Annotated in this window: 12 protein-coding genes; 7 read left to right on the top strand and 5 right to left on the bottom strand. The window is 40.6% G+C overall.

Features of this window, described 5'->3' with window-relative positions; genetic code table 11:
- Positions 1–58: 58 nt before the first annotated feature.
- Positions 59–4444 (bottom strand): DNA polymerase III subunit alpha, encoded by a 4386-nt coding sequence (gene dnaE / locus LV716_RS04945; RefSeq protein ID WP_163416670.1) that lies wholly within the window; start codon positions 4442–4444, stop codon positions 59–61.
- A gap of 232 nt (positions 4445–4676) precedes the next feature.
- Here dnaE and LV716_RS04940 point away from each other — a divergent pair, with 232 nt between their 5' ends.
- From LV716_RS04940 to LV716_RS04925, 4 genes are read left to right on the top strand one after another with little or no spacing between them, the layout of a single operon-like run.
- Entirely contained in the window at positions 4677–5303 is a 627-nt protein-coding gene (locus LV716_RS04940) for a 30S ribosomal protein S16 (RefSeq protein WP_163416669.1), read from the top strand.
- Positions 5304–5314: 11 nt separating this feature from the next.
- The gene (gene rimM / locus LV716_RS04935) at positions 5315–5845 is read left to right on the top strand and encodes a ribosome maturation factor RimM (RefSeq protein WP_163416668.1); all 531 of its coding nucleotides are present in this window, start codon (positions 5315–5317) and stop codon (positions 5843–5845) included.
- The gene (locus LV716_RS04930; RefSeq protein ID WP_163416667.1) at positions 5845–6558 is read left to right on the top strand and encodes a tRNA1(Val) (adenine(37)-N6)-methyltransferase; all 714 of its coding nucleotides are present in this window, start codon (positions 5845–5847) and stop codon (positions 6556–6558) included. The genes rimM and LV716_RS04930 overlap by 1 nt, the downstream gene beginning before the upstream one ends.
- Positions 6559–6613: 55 nt before the next feature.
- Positions 6614–7792, top strand: a complete 1179-nt coding sequence (locus LV716_RS04925; protein WP_163416666.1) for an acyl-CoA dehydrogenase family protein — start codon at positions 6614–6616, stop codon at positions 7790–7792.
- A 21-nt stretch (positions 7793–7813) separates the two neighbouring features.
- Here LV716_RS04925 and LV716_RS04920 read toward each other — a convergent pair whose 3' ends face one another.
- Complete coding sequence (locus LV716_RS04920) at positions 7814–9190, bottom strand: hypothetical protein (RefSeq protein WP_163416665.1); 1377 nt, start codon at positions 9188–9190, stop codon at positions 7814–7816.
- A 228-nt stretch (positions 9191–9418) separates the two neighbouring features.
- Here LV716_RS04920 and LV716_RS04915 point away from each other — a divergent pair, with 228 nt between their 5' ends.
- The 3 genes from LV716_RS04915 (at position 9419) to LV716_RS04905 (ending at position 12542) form a co-directional block, all read left to right on the top strand.
- On the top strand, positions 9419–10696 hold the full coding sequence (locus tag LV716_RS04915; protein WP_163416664.1) for an aminotransferase class V-fold PLP-dependent enzyme: 1278 nt from the start codon (positions 9419–9421) through the stop codon (positions 10694–10696).
- A gap of 143 nt (positions 10697–10839) precedes the next feature.
- A complete protein-coding gene (locus LV716_RS04910; RefSeq protein ID WP_163416663.1) occupies positions 10840–12096 on the top strand; it encodes a Y-family DNA polymerase in 1257 nt (418 codons plus the stop codon).
- Positions 12093–12542, top strand: coding sequence for a LexA family transcriptional regulator (locus tag LV716_RS04905; protein WP_163416662.1), 450 nt, complete (start codon positions 12093–12095; stop codon positions 12540–12542). Before LV716_RS04910 ends, LV716_RS04905 begins: the two co-directional genes overlap by 4 nt.
- Before the next feature lie 168 nt (positions 12543–12710).
- Here the strand turns inward: LV716_RS04905 and hutG are convergent, their stop codons facing one another.
- Genes hutG through hutI form a run of 3 tightly spaced genes read right to left on the bottom strand, consistent with a single transcriptional unit; the run spans position 12711 to position 16925 of the window.
- Positions 12711–13676 (bottom strand): formimidoylglutamase, encoded by a 966-nt coding sequence (gene hutG, locus LV716_RS04900; protein WP_163416661.1) that lies wholly within the window; start codon positions 13674–13676, stop codon positions 12711–12713.
- Positions 13676–15703: a urocanate hydratase gene (locus tag LV716_RS04895; RefSeq protein ID WP_233759230.1), complete on the bottom strand. Its 2028-nt coding sequence runs from the start codon at positions 15701–15703 to the stop codon at positions 13676–13678. Before LV716_RS04895 ends, hutG begins: the two co-directional genes overlap by 1 nt.
- Positions 15690–16925: an imidazolonepropionase gene (gene hutI / locus LV716_RS04890; protein WP_163416660.1), complete on the bottom strand. Its 1236-nt coding sequence runs from the start codon at positions 16923–16925 to the stop codon at positions 15690–15692. Before hutI ends, LV716_RS04895 begins: the two co-directional genes overlap by 14 nt.

Here is a 16925-nt window from a genome sequence, read left to right as displayed (position 1 = left end):
TCCTTACTGATGGTACATACGTTTTGATTATTGCGCCATCAGCAATAATTATAGGTGTCTAATTCAATTTGTAATGTATCTCGTTCTCCTCTAGCACAGAAAGAAGTTCACTATTGATTTTTACCTTCTGTTTTCTACTTGATAAATTGAGTTTTATTTCATCTCGCATTTCATATACCACAAAGTTTAACTGATGGTCTCCCTTGTGTGAAGTAAGCGTATCTTTTAAAATCTGTATTCGCTTTTCCTGAAGCGCATCGATATTAAGTTTAATGGTCAATTTCTTGGCATAGGCATCCATTACGTCCTGTAACTGTTTAAAGTCGTTAAACTGTAACCTTGGATCTCCTTTTTTGCCCGTTTCCCGATTTACCCATCCCTCGCGTACAAAAGCTTTCATGTGAACGAAAGAATTGATCATAAAAAAATGTCTGAATTTAAGGTACTCCTCCCCAAAAATTCGGAACTCATAGGTATCGGTATAGTCTTCCAATGTAAAAAGACCCCATCCCTTTCCATTCTTTGAAATTCGATGCTGTACATCTGTTATTACGCCAGCAACTGTTAATTCTCGATTCACATAATGCTCCAAATTGGTAAAGGCCGATACGCTACTATTGCAAAAGGCGCCTATCTCTTTTTTAAAGTCATCTAAAGGATGCCCGGAGATATAAATCCCAACAACCTCTTTTTCACGGCGGAGCTTTTCCATAGTGCCCCAATCTTCGCATGGCGGCACTTCGGGTTCTGGTATTTGCGCTTCACTAATGCCCCCGAACATGTCCATTTGGCTGGAATTTTTGTTTTCCTGATATTTTGCCGCAGACTTGATTACTTTTTCCAAGAATGTAATGTTGTCGCCTTCAGTATGGAAATACTGGGCACGATGCGTATCCCCAAATGAATCAAATCCACCAGCTAAAGCTAGGTTTTCAAAGGATTTTTTGTTTGCCGAACGCAATTCCACACGTTTGGCCAGATCAAATACGGATTTGTACGGGCCGTCTTCTTTTCTGTTCTCCACAATGGTTTCGACCGCAGAACGACCAACACCTTTTATAGCACCCATGCCAAAACGAACGGCATTGTCTTTGTTCACGGCAAATTTGTAATAAGATTCGTTTACATCTGGTCCCAATACCTCCAATCCCATACGCTTACACTCCTCCATAAAGAAAGTGACCTGTTTGATATCGTTCATGTTGTTGGACAATACGGCCGCCATGTATTCGGCGGGGTAGTGGGCTTTTAAATATGCGGTTTGATAGGCAATAAATGCATAGCAGGTGGAATGGCTCTTGTTAAAAGCGTACGAAGCAAAGGCTTCCCAATCTTTCCATATTTTTTCCAGCACATCTCTGGGGTGTCCGTTCTTTTCCCCACCATCCAAAAACTGGGGCTTTAATTTTTGGAGTAAGGCAAAAATCTTTTTCCCCATTGCTTTTCGTAAGACATCTGCATCACCTTTAGAAAAACCTGCTAACTTTTGAGAAAGTAACATCACCTGTTCTTGGTACACCGTAATTCCATATGTTTCCTTTAGGTATTCCTCCATGTCAGGAAGATCATAGGTGATTTCCTCATCTCCATGTTTACGGGCAATAAAGCTGGGAATATACTCCATTGGTCCGGGCCGGTACAGCGCATTCATGGCAATAAGGTCATCAAAAACCGTAGGCTTCAGGTTTTTCATATGCTTTTGCATTCCGGGAGATTCGTACTGAAAAATCCCCACGGTATCTCCTCGCTGGAACAACTCGTATGTTTTTTCATCGTCCAAAGGAAACTCATCTGGAACCAGTTCCTTACCTGTACGCGCTTTTACGATCTTTACGGTGTCCTTGATGAGCGTAAGGGTTTTTAGTCCCAAGAAATCCATTTTCAAGAGGCCTGCGCTCTCCACAACTGAGTTGTCAAACTGCGTTACATATAAGTCTGAGTCTTTGGCGGTGGCGACTGGTACGAAGTTCGTGATGTCATCGGGGGTAATGATAACCCCGCAGGCGTGGATTCCAGTATTTCGTAACGAACCTTCCAGTACGCGCGCCATTTTAACGGTTTGCCCTTCCAAGTCATCCCCTTCAGAAATATTTAGAAGCTCATTCACTTTTTCCAAATCGTCTGAACGGAACTTTTTCTTTAGGTCGGACTCGGCCACTCCAAAGATTTTGTTCAGTTTGGACATGTTCGGGATGAGCTTGGCAATACGGTCGGCATCATTCAAGGGTAAATCCAGAACTCGTGCGGTATCACGAATTGAGGATTTTGCAGCCATGGTACCGTAGGTAATGATTTGCGCCACTTGGTTGGCTCCATACTTATTGATTACGTAATCCATTACCCTGCCACGCCCTTCATCATCAAAATCAATATCGATATCGGGCATGGACACCCTATCCGGATTTAGGAAACGCTCAAAAAGCAAATCGTACTTTAATGGGTCGATATTAGTGATTCCCAAACAATAAGCAACAACAGAGCCAGCAGCCGAACCACGGCCCGGACCTACGGACACATCCATATTTCGGGCTTCACGTATGAAATCCTCAACAATTAAAAAGTAACCGGGATATCCAGAATTTTCAATGGTTTTTAGTTCGAAATCGATTCGTTCCGTAATCTCATCGGTAATCTCGTTATATCTTTCTTTGGCGCCTTCGTAAGTGATGTGTTTCAAATAGGAATTTTCCCCTCGTTTTCCCCCATCTGTCTCGTCTTCTTTTACCTTAAATTCTTCAGGAATATCAAATTTTGGAAGCAGAACGTCCCTGGCCAAATCAAAAGGTTCTACCTTATCCACGATTTCCTGCACGTTCAAGATAGCTTCGGGAGCATCTTTGAACAAGGTCTTCATTTCATCCGAAGACTTGAAATAATATTCCTGATTTGGCAATCCATAACGATACCCACGTCCTCGTCCTATGGGCGTAGCCTGTTTTTCACCGTCCTTCACGCACAATAAAATGTCATGGGCGTCAGCATCTTTTTTGTCGCAATAATAGGTGTTGTTCGTAGCGACCAATTTAATCTGATGTTTTTTGGCCAATGGAATCAAAACTTGGTTGACACGATCTTCATCTTCCTGACCATGACGCATCAGTTCTATATATAAATCATCACCAAACCGTTCTTTCCACCATAGCAGGGCTTCTTCTGCCTGATTTTCCCCGACATTCAGTATTTTATTGGGTACTTCACCATAAAGGTTTCCCGTAAGCGCAATTACGTCTTCTTTGTATTGTTCAATTACGTTCTTGTCAATTCTTGGCACGTAATAGAATCCATCCGTGTAAGCGATGGAAGACATTTTTGCCAGATTTAGATACCCCTTTTTGTTTTTGGCGAGTAATACAATTTGATAACCATAATCTTTTACGTTCTTGTTGGTATGGTCATCACAAACAAAAAATTCGCAGCCAACAATGGGCTTTATTTCTTTCTCTAGAATTGATTCCCCTTTGGAAATAGATTCCTCATTTTTTTCCTTTACACTCTTGTTGTGCGCCTTTATTTCTTTCACAAAGTGAAAAGCGCCCATCATGTTTGCATGGTCAGTCAATGCAACGGCCGGCATTCCATTTTTTGCTGTAGCTTTTACTAAATCTTTAATATTGATTGTGGATTGAAGCACCGAAAACTGGGAATGGTTGTGAAGATGGGAAAAAGGTGCATCCGCTAGATTTTCTACATTTTCATTGATCTCAGCTTCGGAAATCTCATTGGTGTCTTTTTTCCAAAGCGTATCGGCAATTTTTTTAGAAGCTTTTTTGAGATTGATGTGCTTTAGACCAATAAGTTCAATTACCTGTGGATTGGCTTCTGAAAAATGTTCAAAATAATCGGGTTGTACATCCAGTTCATTTATGGAATACTGCTTCTTTCGAACCAACTCCAAAAAACATCTTGTCGTAGCTTCCACATCGGCAGTTGCGTTGTGCGCTTCGGCAAAAGGTTCTCCAAAAAGGTGTTCATGCAGTTCTGTAAGCGTGGGGAGCTTAAATTTACCGCCACGGCCCCCTGGAATCTTGCAAAGTTCGGCGGTTGCTTCGGTACAAGTGTCCAAAACAGGAAGTTCTTGTAATGGGTTCTCCACATTTTCGCGATGGAATTCCGCTCCCATGATATTTACATCAAACCCTACATTTTGTCCAACAACAAACTTTGCCTTAGAAAGCGCTTCATTAAAACGTTCAAGTACTTCATTCAATGGAATACCCTCTTGTTCGGCCAGTGCTGTTGAAATTCCATGGATCTGCTCCGCCTCATAGGGAATATTGAATCCTTCAGGTTGGACCAAGTAGTCTTGATGCTCGATACACTTGCCCATATCATCGTGCAATTGCCAAGCGATCTGGATACATCTAGGCCAATTGTCGGTGTCAGTTATAGGGGCGTCCCAACGTTTGGGAAGACCCGTGGTTTCGGTATCGAAGATTAAATACATAATATAAGGTTCTGTTGATTCCAGCAAAGACTTGAATCAAGTAAAAAGTAAAGAATAAAAATAAGCAAGAAGGCAGAGTTCAAAAAAAAGAGTTGTAAAGATTTATCAACCAATAAAAAACACAATACATATTGATTGTTAATGGATTTGGGTTATATTTGCACCCGCTTAACTAAAAAGCGAAAAAAAAGAATTAATAACAAGGGTCGGGCACCCTACAAATTAATGTGATATGCCAGTAAAAATTAGACTTCAGAGACACGGTAAAAAAGGTAAGCCATTCTATTGGGTGGTAGCCGCAGATTCCAGAGCCAAAAGAGATGGTAAATTCTTGGAGAAATTAGGGACGTATAATCCTAATACCAATCCTGCCACCATCAACCTAGATGTTGACGGATCTGTAAAATGGTTGAACAACGGTGCTCAACCTACCGATACTGCCAGAGCTATTCTATCGTACAAAGGTGTACTATTGAAACATCATTTATTGGGAGGTGTTCGTAAAGGAGCATTGACCGAAGAACAGGCAGAGAAAAAATTCAAGGCTTGGGTGGAAGAAAAAGAAAAAGCTATTGCAGCTAAAGTTGGTGGCTTGGATAAAGCGAAAGCAGATGCAAAAGCCAAAGCACTGGAGGCTGAGAAAGAGGTTAGCGCCAAAAGAGCTGCCGCTGCACTACCGGAAGTAGAAGAAGAGGTCGCTGAGGAAACTGCTCCTGTTGAAGAAGTAGCTGAAGCTGTTGTTGAGGGAACTGCTGCTGTTACAGAAGAAGCAGCCAAAGAAGAAGTTGCTGAGCCAGAAGCTAAAGCTGAAGAAGCTGCTCCTGCTGAAGAAACTGAAGCAAGCAAAGAAGAAGAGTAAACACTCGTACGATGCGCAAGGAAGATTGCTTCTACCTGGGCAAAATCGTTTCAAAATATAGTTTTAAGGGTGAATTGCTGGTGAAATTGGACACCGACGAACCCGATATCTACGAAAACATGGAATCAGTATTTGTTTCAATTGGGAACAATCTGATTCCATTTTTTATTGATCGTTGCCGATTGCATAAATCGGCATTGTTACGAATCGATTTTGAAGAGGTCAAGGACGAACCCACAGCAGACAAAATGATAGGTGCAGAACTGTACTTGCCCTTATCGATCCTTCCACCTTTAACAGGAGATAAATTTTATTTCCATGAGGTTATTGGGTTTACTTTGTTAGATGAGGTTCATGGAGATATTGGAATCATAAAAGCGGTAAACGACAGTGCATCCCAAGAACTTTTTGAAGCAGAGAAAGATGGCAAGGAGTTACTGATTCCTATCAACGATGATATCATAACCAAGGTAGATCGCGATAATAAGCAGATTCACGTGAAAACACCAGAAGGATTGGTAGATTTATATTTGAATCCCTGATGCAAGAGCCATTTCAATTCAAACAATTTACCGTTCATCAAGACCACTGTGCCATGAAAGTCGGTACCGATGGAGTTTTATTGGGTGCTTGGGCGTCATTGAAAGAACAACCCAAAAGCATATTGGATATTGGGGCTGGAACGGGATTGATCGCTTTGCAACTGGCACAACGGTCCAATGCGGATACAATTGATGCCATTGAGTTGGATGAAAATGCCTACGAACAATGTGTAGAGAATTTTGAAGCCTCTGCATGGGCAGATAGATTATTCTGCTATCATGCCGGACTGGATGAATTTGTTGACGAGGTTGAAGATCAGTATGATTTGATTGTTTCCAATCCCCCATTTTATTCAGAAGAAGTTGCTAGCGGTAAAGTTTCACGGGATACGGCACGTCAAAATAGTTCCCTACCATTTAATGAATTGCTACTGGCTATTTCAAAACTACTTTCCAAAAAAGGAAGCTTCTCTGTTATTGTACCATATAAGGAGGAAACTGATTTTATTGCTATAGCGGAAAGTTTTGGTCTATTTCCAAAGAGGATCATGCGAGTGAAAGGAAACCCAAAAGCAGTTATTAAACGAAGTTTATTGGAGTTTGGTTTTGCTAAAGTTGTGGCCGAAAATAGCGAGTTGGTCATCGAATTGGAAAGACATCAATATTCCCAAGAATATGTTGATTTAACCAAAGCATTTTATTTAAAAATGTAACAGTAGCTTCTGGTATTGTTATATTTCATTAGTACATTTGATAAAATTTTGCTGAATGAAACCTGATTTATTTGAAGCCCCAGATTATTACAATCTAGACGATTTACTTTCCGAAGAACATAAGCTAGTACGTGATGCAGCCCGACAATGGGTGAAGCGTGACATTTCTCCAATTATAGAAGAATATGCACAAAAAGCGGAGTTTCCTAAACAGATTATAGGGGGGCTTGCAGAAATCGGGGCCTTTGGGCCTTACATTCCGGAAGAATATGGAGGAGCTGGCTTAGATCAGATTAGCTACGGATTGATTATGCAGGAAATTGAACGTGGGGATAGCGGTGTTCGTTCAACGGCTTCGGTACAATCCTCTTTGGTGATGTACCCAATTTTTGCATATGGTACCGAAGAACAGCGAAAGAAATATTTACCAAAATTGGCCACCGGAGAGTGGATGGGTTGCTTTGGACTAACAGAGCCCAATCATGGTTCTAATCCCGGGGGTATGGAAACCAAGTACAAAGATATGGGTGACCACTATCTATTAAACGGTGCCAAACTATGGATTTCCAATTCGCCCTTTGCCGACGTAGCCGTGGTATGGGCAAAAAATGAGGAAGGAAGAATACATGGACTTATCGTGGAACGTGGAATGGAAGGTTTTTCCACTCCTGAGACCCATAACAAATGGTCGTTACGTGCCTCGGCAACTGGAGAACTTATTTTTGATGACGTCAAAGTGCCCAAAGAGAACTTGTTGCCCAATAAAACGGGATTGGGCGCCCCTTTAGGCTGTTTGGATTCTGCTCGTTACGGCATTGCTTGGGGTGCTATTGGTGCTGCCATGGACTGTTATGATACTGCACTACGTTATGCCAAAGAACGTGTTCAATTTGGAAAGCCTATTGCCGCTACACAATTACAGCAGAAGAAGCTGGCAGAAATGATTACGGAAATTACCAAAGCCCAATTGTTGGCTTTCCGATTGGGACAACTTAAAAATGAAGGCAAAGCTACTACGGCCCAAATATCTATGGCAAAACGGAACAATGTGGATATGGCCATTAACATTGCACGCGAAGCCAGACAGGTCTTAGGAGGAATGGGAATTACAGGTGAATATAGCATCATGCGCCATATGATGAATCTGGAAAGTGTGATTACTTACGAAGGCACACATGATATTCATTTATTAATTACTGGCGCGGATATTACAGGGCATCCTGCTTTTAAATAAAAAAGTCTACTTCTTTAGAAATTAGTTAGGTTTGGCCCAATCCTTTGTTGTAAGCGCAGGATTTATTTCATAATTGTCATATTTGACCTCAATATTTCCTTCTGATGTTTCCGTCTTTTCGGTAAATGGGAGTAAAAGATTGCCCGTTTTTCTAAAATTGGACATATAGGTAATTTCCTTTTTCCCGTTTTTGAAGCTAAATGAGGCTAGCATTTTATGATTTTGATTATCGATGGTGTAGCCTACGATTGCTTCCCCGATCTCCAAAGCGATAACGATATAGTCATCACTTTCTTGAGAATCCTTGATTATGGCTTTTTCAAGCATGCTATCCCGTAATCCGAATATCCCCGAAGCAAAACTGAGCTTTATTTCTGCCACTCTTTCTTTTGGCATTTGTTGGTTACGTCCGTTCTTATAAATCCAACCTGTATTTCCTTCGAGTTGTTCAATGTAAGGGAAAGTGGGTGAAAGAGATTCCAGCCGAACAAATGATTTGTCCGCATCCATTAGACCTCTGAATGGTATTCCAGATACGGTAAATTCGGTTTTTACTGTTTGCAAGGCATCAATATATTTACCGCCATGGGCCTGCTTTGCCTTCCGAAGAAGCCCTAGCATTTTATCTTCTTTCGTTAAGGAAGTATTCTTGTCACTAGTGTTTGCGGTTGATTTTTCAGCATTATTTCCTTCGTCCTCTTCTCCATAAAAGAAAATATTTCCATCGATGACGACCATAAAATCGTCGGTCTCACTACTGTCATAAAAAAAACTGCTTTTTTCAACTTTTCCATTATCATAGGATAAGGTCAACAAGCCATTTTTTATGGTGTACTTCCCTTTTTCAACATTGTCGCTACTTGTTCCTCCTGCAACGTTGTTCCCACTTACGATAACCGCCCCTGATGTACTTTTGTTGAATGTTCCATTATTATAAAAATTAAACCCTTCGTGACGCTGGGTTCCCACATACGTCATGCCCGTACCCATGCCACCTGAATTGCTGGCACTGGAAAAACTATAATATCCCGAGGGTACTTTATTGGGCGGTTCCATTCGTATGACTTGAGTGCCGTAAAAATCACCTATTGACTTGTCACCCTCAAAAACGATAGTATCATTTTCTATGGTTTTGTCCAGATATTCCATGATAATGTTCGTATTGGTCTCTTTATAACGACCGTTTACCTTGGTTTGCCAATCTATTTCATGGAGGTCTTCACAAAAAGTACCATCTTTTCTAAAGAGTATCGTGTAATCGATACGCTCCATCTGCATAATGAATCTTATACCGACCCCAGCATAAACAAAATCTGTATTTGTTTGTTGTGCATTTAAGTACGGATTTGTTGTCAAATAAAAAATTGTAAGGGCGGGAAAAAGTAATTTTTTCAGCATTGGGGTTAACTATTAGATGACAGGTCATTTGGATGTTGCCCAAGATACTAAAATCTGAGAATCAAAACTTTACCCTAATGTTATGAGAAAAATCTTTTTCTTAGGTATATTCCTAACATCCTTAAGTGGATTTTAGGTTTCTCTCACCTTTTTAATAAAGGGCTAGGTGAAATTCTTATATTGGACTAAGATTATTTTAAGAATACCATCCTTTATAAAATAGTATAGATGGATAACAAAAACAGAAGAACGTTTTTAAAACGTATTGGTCAAGGGGCATTAGGGTCATTCACATTGCCTATGTTCGGTAGCTCATTGTCCGAATATTGGAAAGCTGAAGGCTTAATGGAAGGTGATTATACTTCGGAAGCGTACTGGGAACTGGTCAAATCCCAATTTAATATGGCTGAAGGGCTTCATTATTTTAATAATGCTTCTCTGGGCGCTTCTGCTACTTCAATACGCCAAGCTACGCTCGAATTTAGAAATCTGTTGGATGGTTTTCCTTCGAAATACATGTGGGGTGGGTGGCAAAAAGAAAAAGAACAGGTTAGGAAGAATGTTGCCAGTCTTTTTTCTGTGGATGAAGAGGAAATTGCTTTAATCCATAATACTACCGAGGGAATGAATCTTATTGCGCGTAGTTTTGATTTACAACCTGGCGATGAGGTTATTCTAGGAAACCATGAACATGCTAGTGGTACAATTCCTTGGGAAGTATGGCAAGAGACAAAAGGCGTAAAATTGGTTTGTCCAGAATTGCCTATTCTTCCTAAAACGGTCTCTGAGGTAACAGAAGTTTATAAAAAAGCGATTACCCCTAAGACCAAAGTGATTTCCATGTGCCATATAGTCAATACCAATGGGATGTTGCTGCCAGTAAAAGAGGTTTCTAAAATAGCGCATGATAAGGGTATTTTAGTTGCGGTTGATGGAGCACAATCAGCAGGGATGTTCAATATAAATCTAGATGAATTGGGCTGCGACTTTTATGCGGCCAGCTCTCATAAATGGTTGTTTTCCCCTAAAGGGGTAGGTATTTTTTATGCAAGAAAAGAAAGCCAAGAGCATTTAAAGCCGCTCATGGTAGCACGTGGACATACCGATGAAAGTATTCGTAGGTTGGAAAATTATAATACTCGCAATTTACCAGAAGTTTTAGGATTGGGTGCGTCCATAGATTTTCATAATACCATAGGAGCGGATGCAATCCATAAACGTAGCTATGAACTGAAGGCATATTTCCGTTCTAAAGTTGAGGACAATGACCATTTTACCGTAAAAAGTCCGGCACACGATGAGCTTTCAGCAGCTATTCAGGTAGTTGAGGTAAACGGAAAGGATGTTAAGGATATTAAGGAAAAACTTTGGGATGCCTACGGTATCGATTGTAGACCTATGTCGACCCATGATTTAAATGCACTACGACTCTCTTTTGCCATTTACATTACCAAAAAGGATATTGATTATTTGGTCAATGCATTAGAGGAACTTGCAATAGGTTAGTTTTTGGTTCCCATATGGTTTGGTCATACTTGAAAATGTTAATGCAGATTTAATATTGGCAATGGCAAGACTTCGTTCCCTATAGATTTATTTTTACGGCTAAGATTGCTTTTCAGGCTGTAAAAAATCCATTACATTAGAGCATGTTTGCCTTAGTTGATTGTAATAATTTTTATGCTTCTTGTGAACGGGCTTTTCAGCCCCAATACAACGATGTTCCAGTGGCCATCCTATCCAATAATGATGGTTGTTTTATCTCGCGAAGTGATGAAGCCAAGAGACTCGGATTGCCCATGGCCGCTCCGGCGTTTAAATACCGAAAGTTTTGCGACGACAATGGTATAAAGGTCTTTTCGTCCAACTATCCCTTGTATGGTGACATGAGTAAAAGGGTGATGAACATTTTGAGTACGTTCACTCCAGATGTGGAAGTGTATAGTATTGACGAGGCATTCTTAAAATTTGAAGGTTTTGAAGACTATGATTTCAAGGAATATGGAAAGAAAATTCAATATAAGGTGCAAAAAAGCACGGGAATCCCTATCAGTATAGGAATAGCACCTACAAAAGCGTTGGCCAAGGTCGCCAATAAAATAGCCAAAAAATTCAGGTCAAGGACTCATGGTGTTTTTGTTATCGGGTCCGATGAAGAACGGATAAAGGCAATAAAGTGGACAAAAATTGAAACTGTTTGGGGGATAGGGCATGGAAACCTGAAGCGGTTAAAATCCAAAAATGTAAAAACCGCCTATGATTTCATCCAATTGTCGGATGATTGGGTAAAAAAGCAAATGGCGATTATTGGTCTCCGTCTAAAAAAAGATTTGGAGGGTATTCCTACCTTGGATTTAGATGATGATACAAGGGATAGAAAAGCTATTGCAACAACACGTAGCTTTGAATACACATATTCTGATATCGAAGACATTGAGGAACGGATATCAACATTCGCTAGTAGTTGTGCCGAAAAGTTAAGAAGCCAGAAAAGTAGCTGTAACCATGTTTGGGTTTTTTTGAGGAGCAATAAACATAAGAAAAATGAACTACAGGACAGGGCGAACAACATGGTAACCCTGCCCTATGCCACAGATTCCAGTTTGACCATAAGTGCATATGCGATTGAAGCGGTACGCGAGATATTTAAGCCGGGCATAAAATATAAAAAGGCAGGCGTCATTGTTTCGGGCTTGGTTCCAACGGATCAAAGACAGTTGGATTTGTTCTTATCGGAAAACCCAAAGCATAATAGAATCATGCAGGTAATGGATCGTGTAAACGATAAATATGGATATAAACTTAAAATTGCAAACCAAGATTTGGAACGTACATGGAAAATGCGACAAGAGCACCTTTCCCCTAAGTATACGACCAATATTAACGATATCATTAAAGTGAAATGAGTTCAAAAAAAGTAGGTGAGATCAATGCGTTGACTTTTTTCACTCTAGATGAAGGTAAGAATATAAACATTCCAATATCCAATAATACAGTTTCCGCAGGATTTCCTTCCCCTGCCGAAGATTTTAAGGAAAAACGTATCAGCCTTGACACTAGTTTGATACAAAATAAAGAAGCTACATTTTTTGCTAGGGTAAGTGGTAAATCCATGATTGGTGCAGGTCTTGATGATGGGGATTTATTGGTAATAGATAGAAGTCTTGAAGCTGAAAACGGTAAAATAGCGGTATGCTTTTTCGATGGGGAATTCACCGTAAAACGACTTCAAATGGAGAAGGATTCAATTACGTTAATGCCCGAAAATGAAAAATATAAACCCATTACAGTTCCCAAAGGGAGCGATTTGTTGATTTGGGGAATAGTTACTTACGTTATCAAAGCGGTATAACCAATTGCGATATCATCCAAACAAGTTGATACATCCAAATACTTTGTTATCTTTGTCCTGTTGTGTTGGATTTCAATCTATATTTGATTGAAATCAGGTTGAAGCATCAAGTGATGTTCACCAATGAAAGGCTTTCCATAAGGAAGGCTTTTTTTGTTTTAAGTGGTTTTAGTGGATGGTATGCATTACAAAATGCAATAGGGATGCAGCCAGTTTTGCTGTTTGGCCATCAATATCGAACGTTGGATTCATCTCGGCAATATCAAGGCTTATTAATTTTCCTGAACCAATGATGGTCTTAAGGCATTCCAGAACAATTTCTGGTGTAAAACCCATAGGGGATGGAGCACTTACACCAGGTGCATAAGCCGAAGAAAACCCATCCAAATCTATAGTTACGTAAACCTTGTCCACAGTTTTAATAAAAGCATCTATCCATGTATTGATTTCATCCAAAAACTGCATCTGAAAAGTATCAGAAAGAATATAGGTTACGTTCAGGTCTTTTGCTGTTTGAAAAAGTGTTCGGTCGTTTGCATCTTTCCTAATCCCAAGACACAAATAATTGAACGGAACATCTTCTTTTTTGGACTCCTTTGCAATTTGATAGAAAGGAGTGCCGGAGTTATTGTTGGTCGCATTCTGGCGGAGGTCAAAATGAGCATCAAAATTTATGATACCTATGGTTTGATCATCATTTTTTGAATCCAGATAGTTTTTAATTCCATGATAATGGCCGTAAGCCATATCATGACCACCACCCAAAATAATAGGGAACTGTTTCTTGTTTAAAAGTGTATAAACCGCAGTGGAAAGTCCAGCTTGGGCTTCCTCCATATTTCCATCCTCACAGGTTATTTCACCAGCATCTTCCAATACTACGGTACTGGCTAGATGATTGGGAAATTTCCCTAGGCTGCTTTTAATGACTTCGGGTCCTTTTGCCGCTCCTATTCTACCTTCGTTGCGTTTAACACCTTCGTCACAGGCGTAGCCTAGCAATGCTATGGATTTTTTTGAGGGCTCACTGATTTCCTCTAAAGGAATGCAACGCACTTTTTCATGTAGGTACAGGTATTTATTGCTAATCCGCCCATGCCAAATTTCCTTATCTGGATTTCTATATCGTTTCATTAGGTATTAAAAAGATTATCTAAAATATCCGTTTCGACTAGATTGGGTAAAGTTACCCTTAAATTAGGAGTGCGTTCCATTTCACGTTTTATAGCAAATAGTGCTTCTTTGTTTCTAGCCCAACTTCTTCTGGAAATACCATTGTTGACATCATAAAACAGCATATTTTTTAGTTTACGGGACGCTTCTTTTGAACCATCCAGAACCATGCCAAAACCTCCGTTCATGACCTCGCCCCAACCAACACCACCACCATTGTGAATAGAAACCCAAGTAGCTCCTCTAAAGCTATCCCCAATTACATTATGGATGGCCATATCCGCAGTAAATTTACTGCCGTCATAGATGTTGCTGGTTTCCCTAAAAGGGGAATCGGTACCACTTACATCATGATGGTCTCTGCCCAATACGATAGGTGCGGTAATCTCACCTTTAGCTATTGCTTGGTTAAAAGCCTCCGCTATTTTTGTGCGTCCTTCGGCATCCGCATATAAGATACGGGCCTGGGAACCTACAACCAACCTGTTCTGCTCTGCTTCTTCAATCCATGTAATGTTGTCCTGCATTTGTTGCTGAATTTCCTCTGGGGCATCAGCCTTTATTTTTTGCATGACTTCCAAGGCAATAGCATCGGTTTGTTGCAAATCCTTTGGGCTACCGGAAGTACAGACCCATCTAAATGGCCCAAAACCATAGTCAAAACACATAGGTCCTAAAATATCCTGAACGTAGGAAGGATATTTGAAATCAATACTGTTAGTGGCCATAACATTTCCACCTGCACGCGAAACTTCCAATAAAAAGGCATTTCCATAATCAAAAAAATAGGTGCCTTTTGCAGTGTGTTTATTGATGGCGTTTATTTGTCTCCGCAAAGATTCCTGTACTTGTTTCTTAAATGCTGATGGATTCTCGGCCATCATTGCATTTGCTTTTTCAAAAGTCAATCCTACAGGATAGTAACCTCCCGCCCAGGGATTGTGCAATGAAGTTTGATCGGAACCTAAATGCACAAAGATTTCCTCTTCATAAAACTGTTCCCAAACTTCCACAATATTACCAATGTATGCCAAAGAAACTACTTCATGTTTGGCGATAGCTTTTTTTGTTCTTTCGACCAGACTTGAAATGTCTGTCAACAATTCATCGACCCAACCTTGTTGATGCCGCTTTTTTGCTGCTTCTGGATTCACTTCGGCGCACACCGTAATGCAACCTGCTATGTTTCCAGCTTTTGGTTGTGCACCGCTCATACCTCCCAAACCAGCAGTTAGGAAAACCTTTCCATTTGGAAATTCTCCTTTTTGAAGTACTTTTCTAAAGGCGTTCATTACTGTGATGGCTGTACCGTGTACAATGCCTTGTGGCCCAATATACATATAGGAGCCTGCGGTCATTTGTCCGTATTGCGTAACCCCAAGGGCGTTGAACTTTTCCCAGTCATCTGGTTTGGAATAATTGGGTATCATCATACCATTGGTGACAATAACCCTTGGCGCTTCTTTTGAAGACGGGAAGAGTCCCATAGGATGTCCTGAATACATGTGAAGCGTTTGTTCTTCGGTCATTTCGGCCAAATACTTCATGGTCAATAAATATTGCGCCCAATTTTGGAAGGCGGCTCCGTTGCCACCATACGTGATAAGTTCCTCGGGATGTTGTGCCACAGCTGGATCAAGATTATTCTGAATCATGAGCATAATAGCAGCGGCCTGTTGTGTTTTTGCAGGATATTCCGAAATAGGCCGGGCATACATTTTATACTCTGGTTTAAACCGATGCATATAGATTCTGCCGTAAATATTGAGTTCGTTGGCAAATTCTTTGGCTAATTCTGCATGCCATGCTTTTGGAAAGTAGCGCAAGGCATTTTGAACGGCCAGTTTTTTCTCTTTTTTTGATAAGATATCCTTTCGTTTGGGAGCTGGATTTCCTGTCTTGGGATACGCTCTTTTTATAGGAAGATTTTTAGGAATTCCTTCCAATAGTTGTTTTTGGAAACTTGTTGTCATTTCAATCTCGTTCATACACTTTTTCACCTTTTTTCCAGACCATGCTAGGTCGTAGTTGTCCTTGATTATAGGTAATCTCTTGATAGTTGTGCGTGGGGAAAATGACGAGGTCCGCCAGTTTGTTGGTTTCCAATGTTCCTCTGTCCAAAAGTCGTAAAGCGGCACTTGCCCTAAAGGTTATTCCAGCCAAGACTTCTGCATTGGAGAGCTTCTCAAAAGCTCCAAGGATACTCGCTTGGGCAAGCAGATTTCCCATAGGTGCCGAACCTGGATTATGGTCGCTGGCAATGGCCAAAGCCCCGCCCACATCCAATAACCTTCTGGCAGGGGTAAAGTTGCATCCTAGACCCAGTGATGCGCCTGGTAAAGCTGTGGAAACGACATTGCTGTTCGCCAGTAATTGAATTTCCTTTTCTGTACTGGCTTCCAAATGATCTGCGCTTATGGCATTGAATTCTATGGCGATTTTGCTGCCGCCTGTGGTAAATTGATCCGCATGTACCGTAATGTTGAACCCCATTGTCTTTGCTTTTTGAAAATAGGGCGTAATTTCTTCGGTAGAAAAAGCACTTTCTTCAATAAAAGCATCAATTCTGTTGGTAAGCCCTTCGGATTTTAATACAGGAAAAAGTTGTGATGCAATTTCCTCCAGATAGTTTTTTTCACTGTTCCAATCTTTAGGCTTCATGTGTGCGGCCAGGCAAGTTGGCACAAGGTCGGCATTGGTTTTTTCATTGGACTGTTTTATGGCTTTGAGCATTTTGAGCTCTTCATCAATAGAAAGTCCATACCCACTTTTTACTTCTATTGTAGTAGTACCATTTTCCAAATGTGATGTACTTCTTGCAATGATACCCTCAACTAAGTTTTCTTGCGAAGCTTTGCGAGTTTGGATTACGGTATCCCAGATGCCGCCGCCAGCTTTTGCAATTTCCAGATAGGTTTTTCCAGAATTTCTGTAGGCATAATCCCTAGCACGTGAACCACCAAAACAAATATGGGTATGGGCATCTACAAATCCAGGAAGACAAACCTGTTTTCCTTCAATCTGGTGGATAGCGACCGCTTTGGACTTTAAATCCCCAAAAACACCTACAGCCCTGATTTTTCCATCAGAAACAATAATCCCCCCATCTTCGATTACTACCAATTGTTCATCGGACAAGGCTCCCTTTATTGGAAGACCCGACATTGGGAGCAGTTGGGTAAATGGACCTATCAATAACGGTATGCTCAT

It is taken from the genome of Flagellimonas sp. HMM57 (assembly GCF_021390175.1).
In the GTDB taxonomy this organism is placed as follows: Bacteria; Bacteroidota; Bacteroidia; order Flavobacteriales; family Flavobacteriaceae; genus Flagellimonas.
This window is presented reverse-complemented; position numbering and strand designations above follow the sequence as displayed.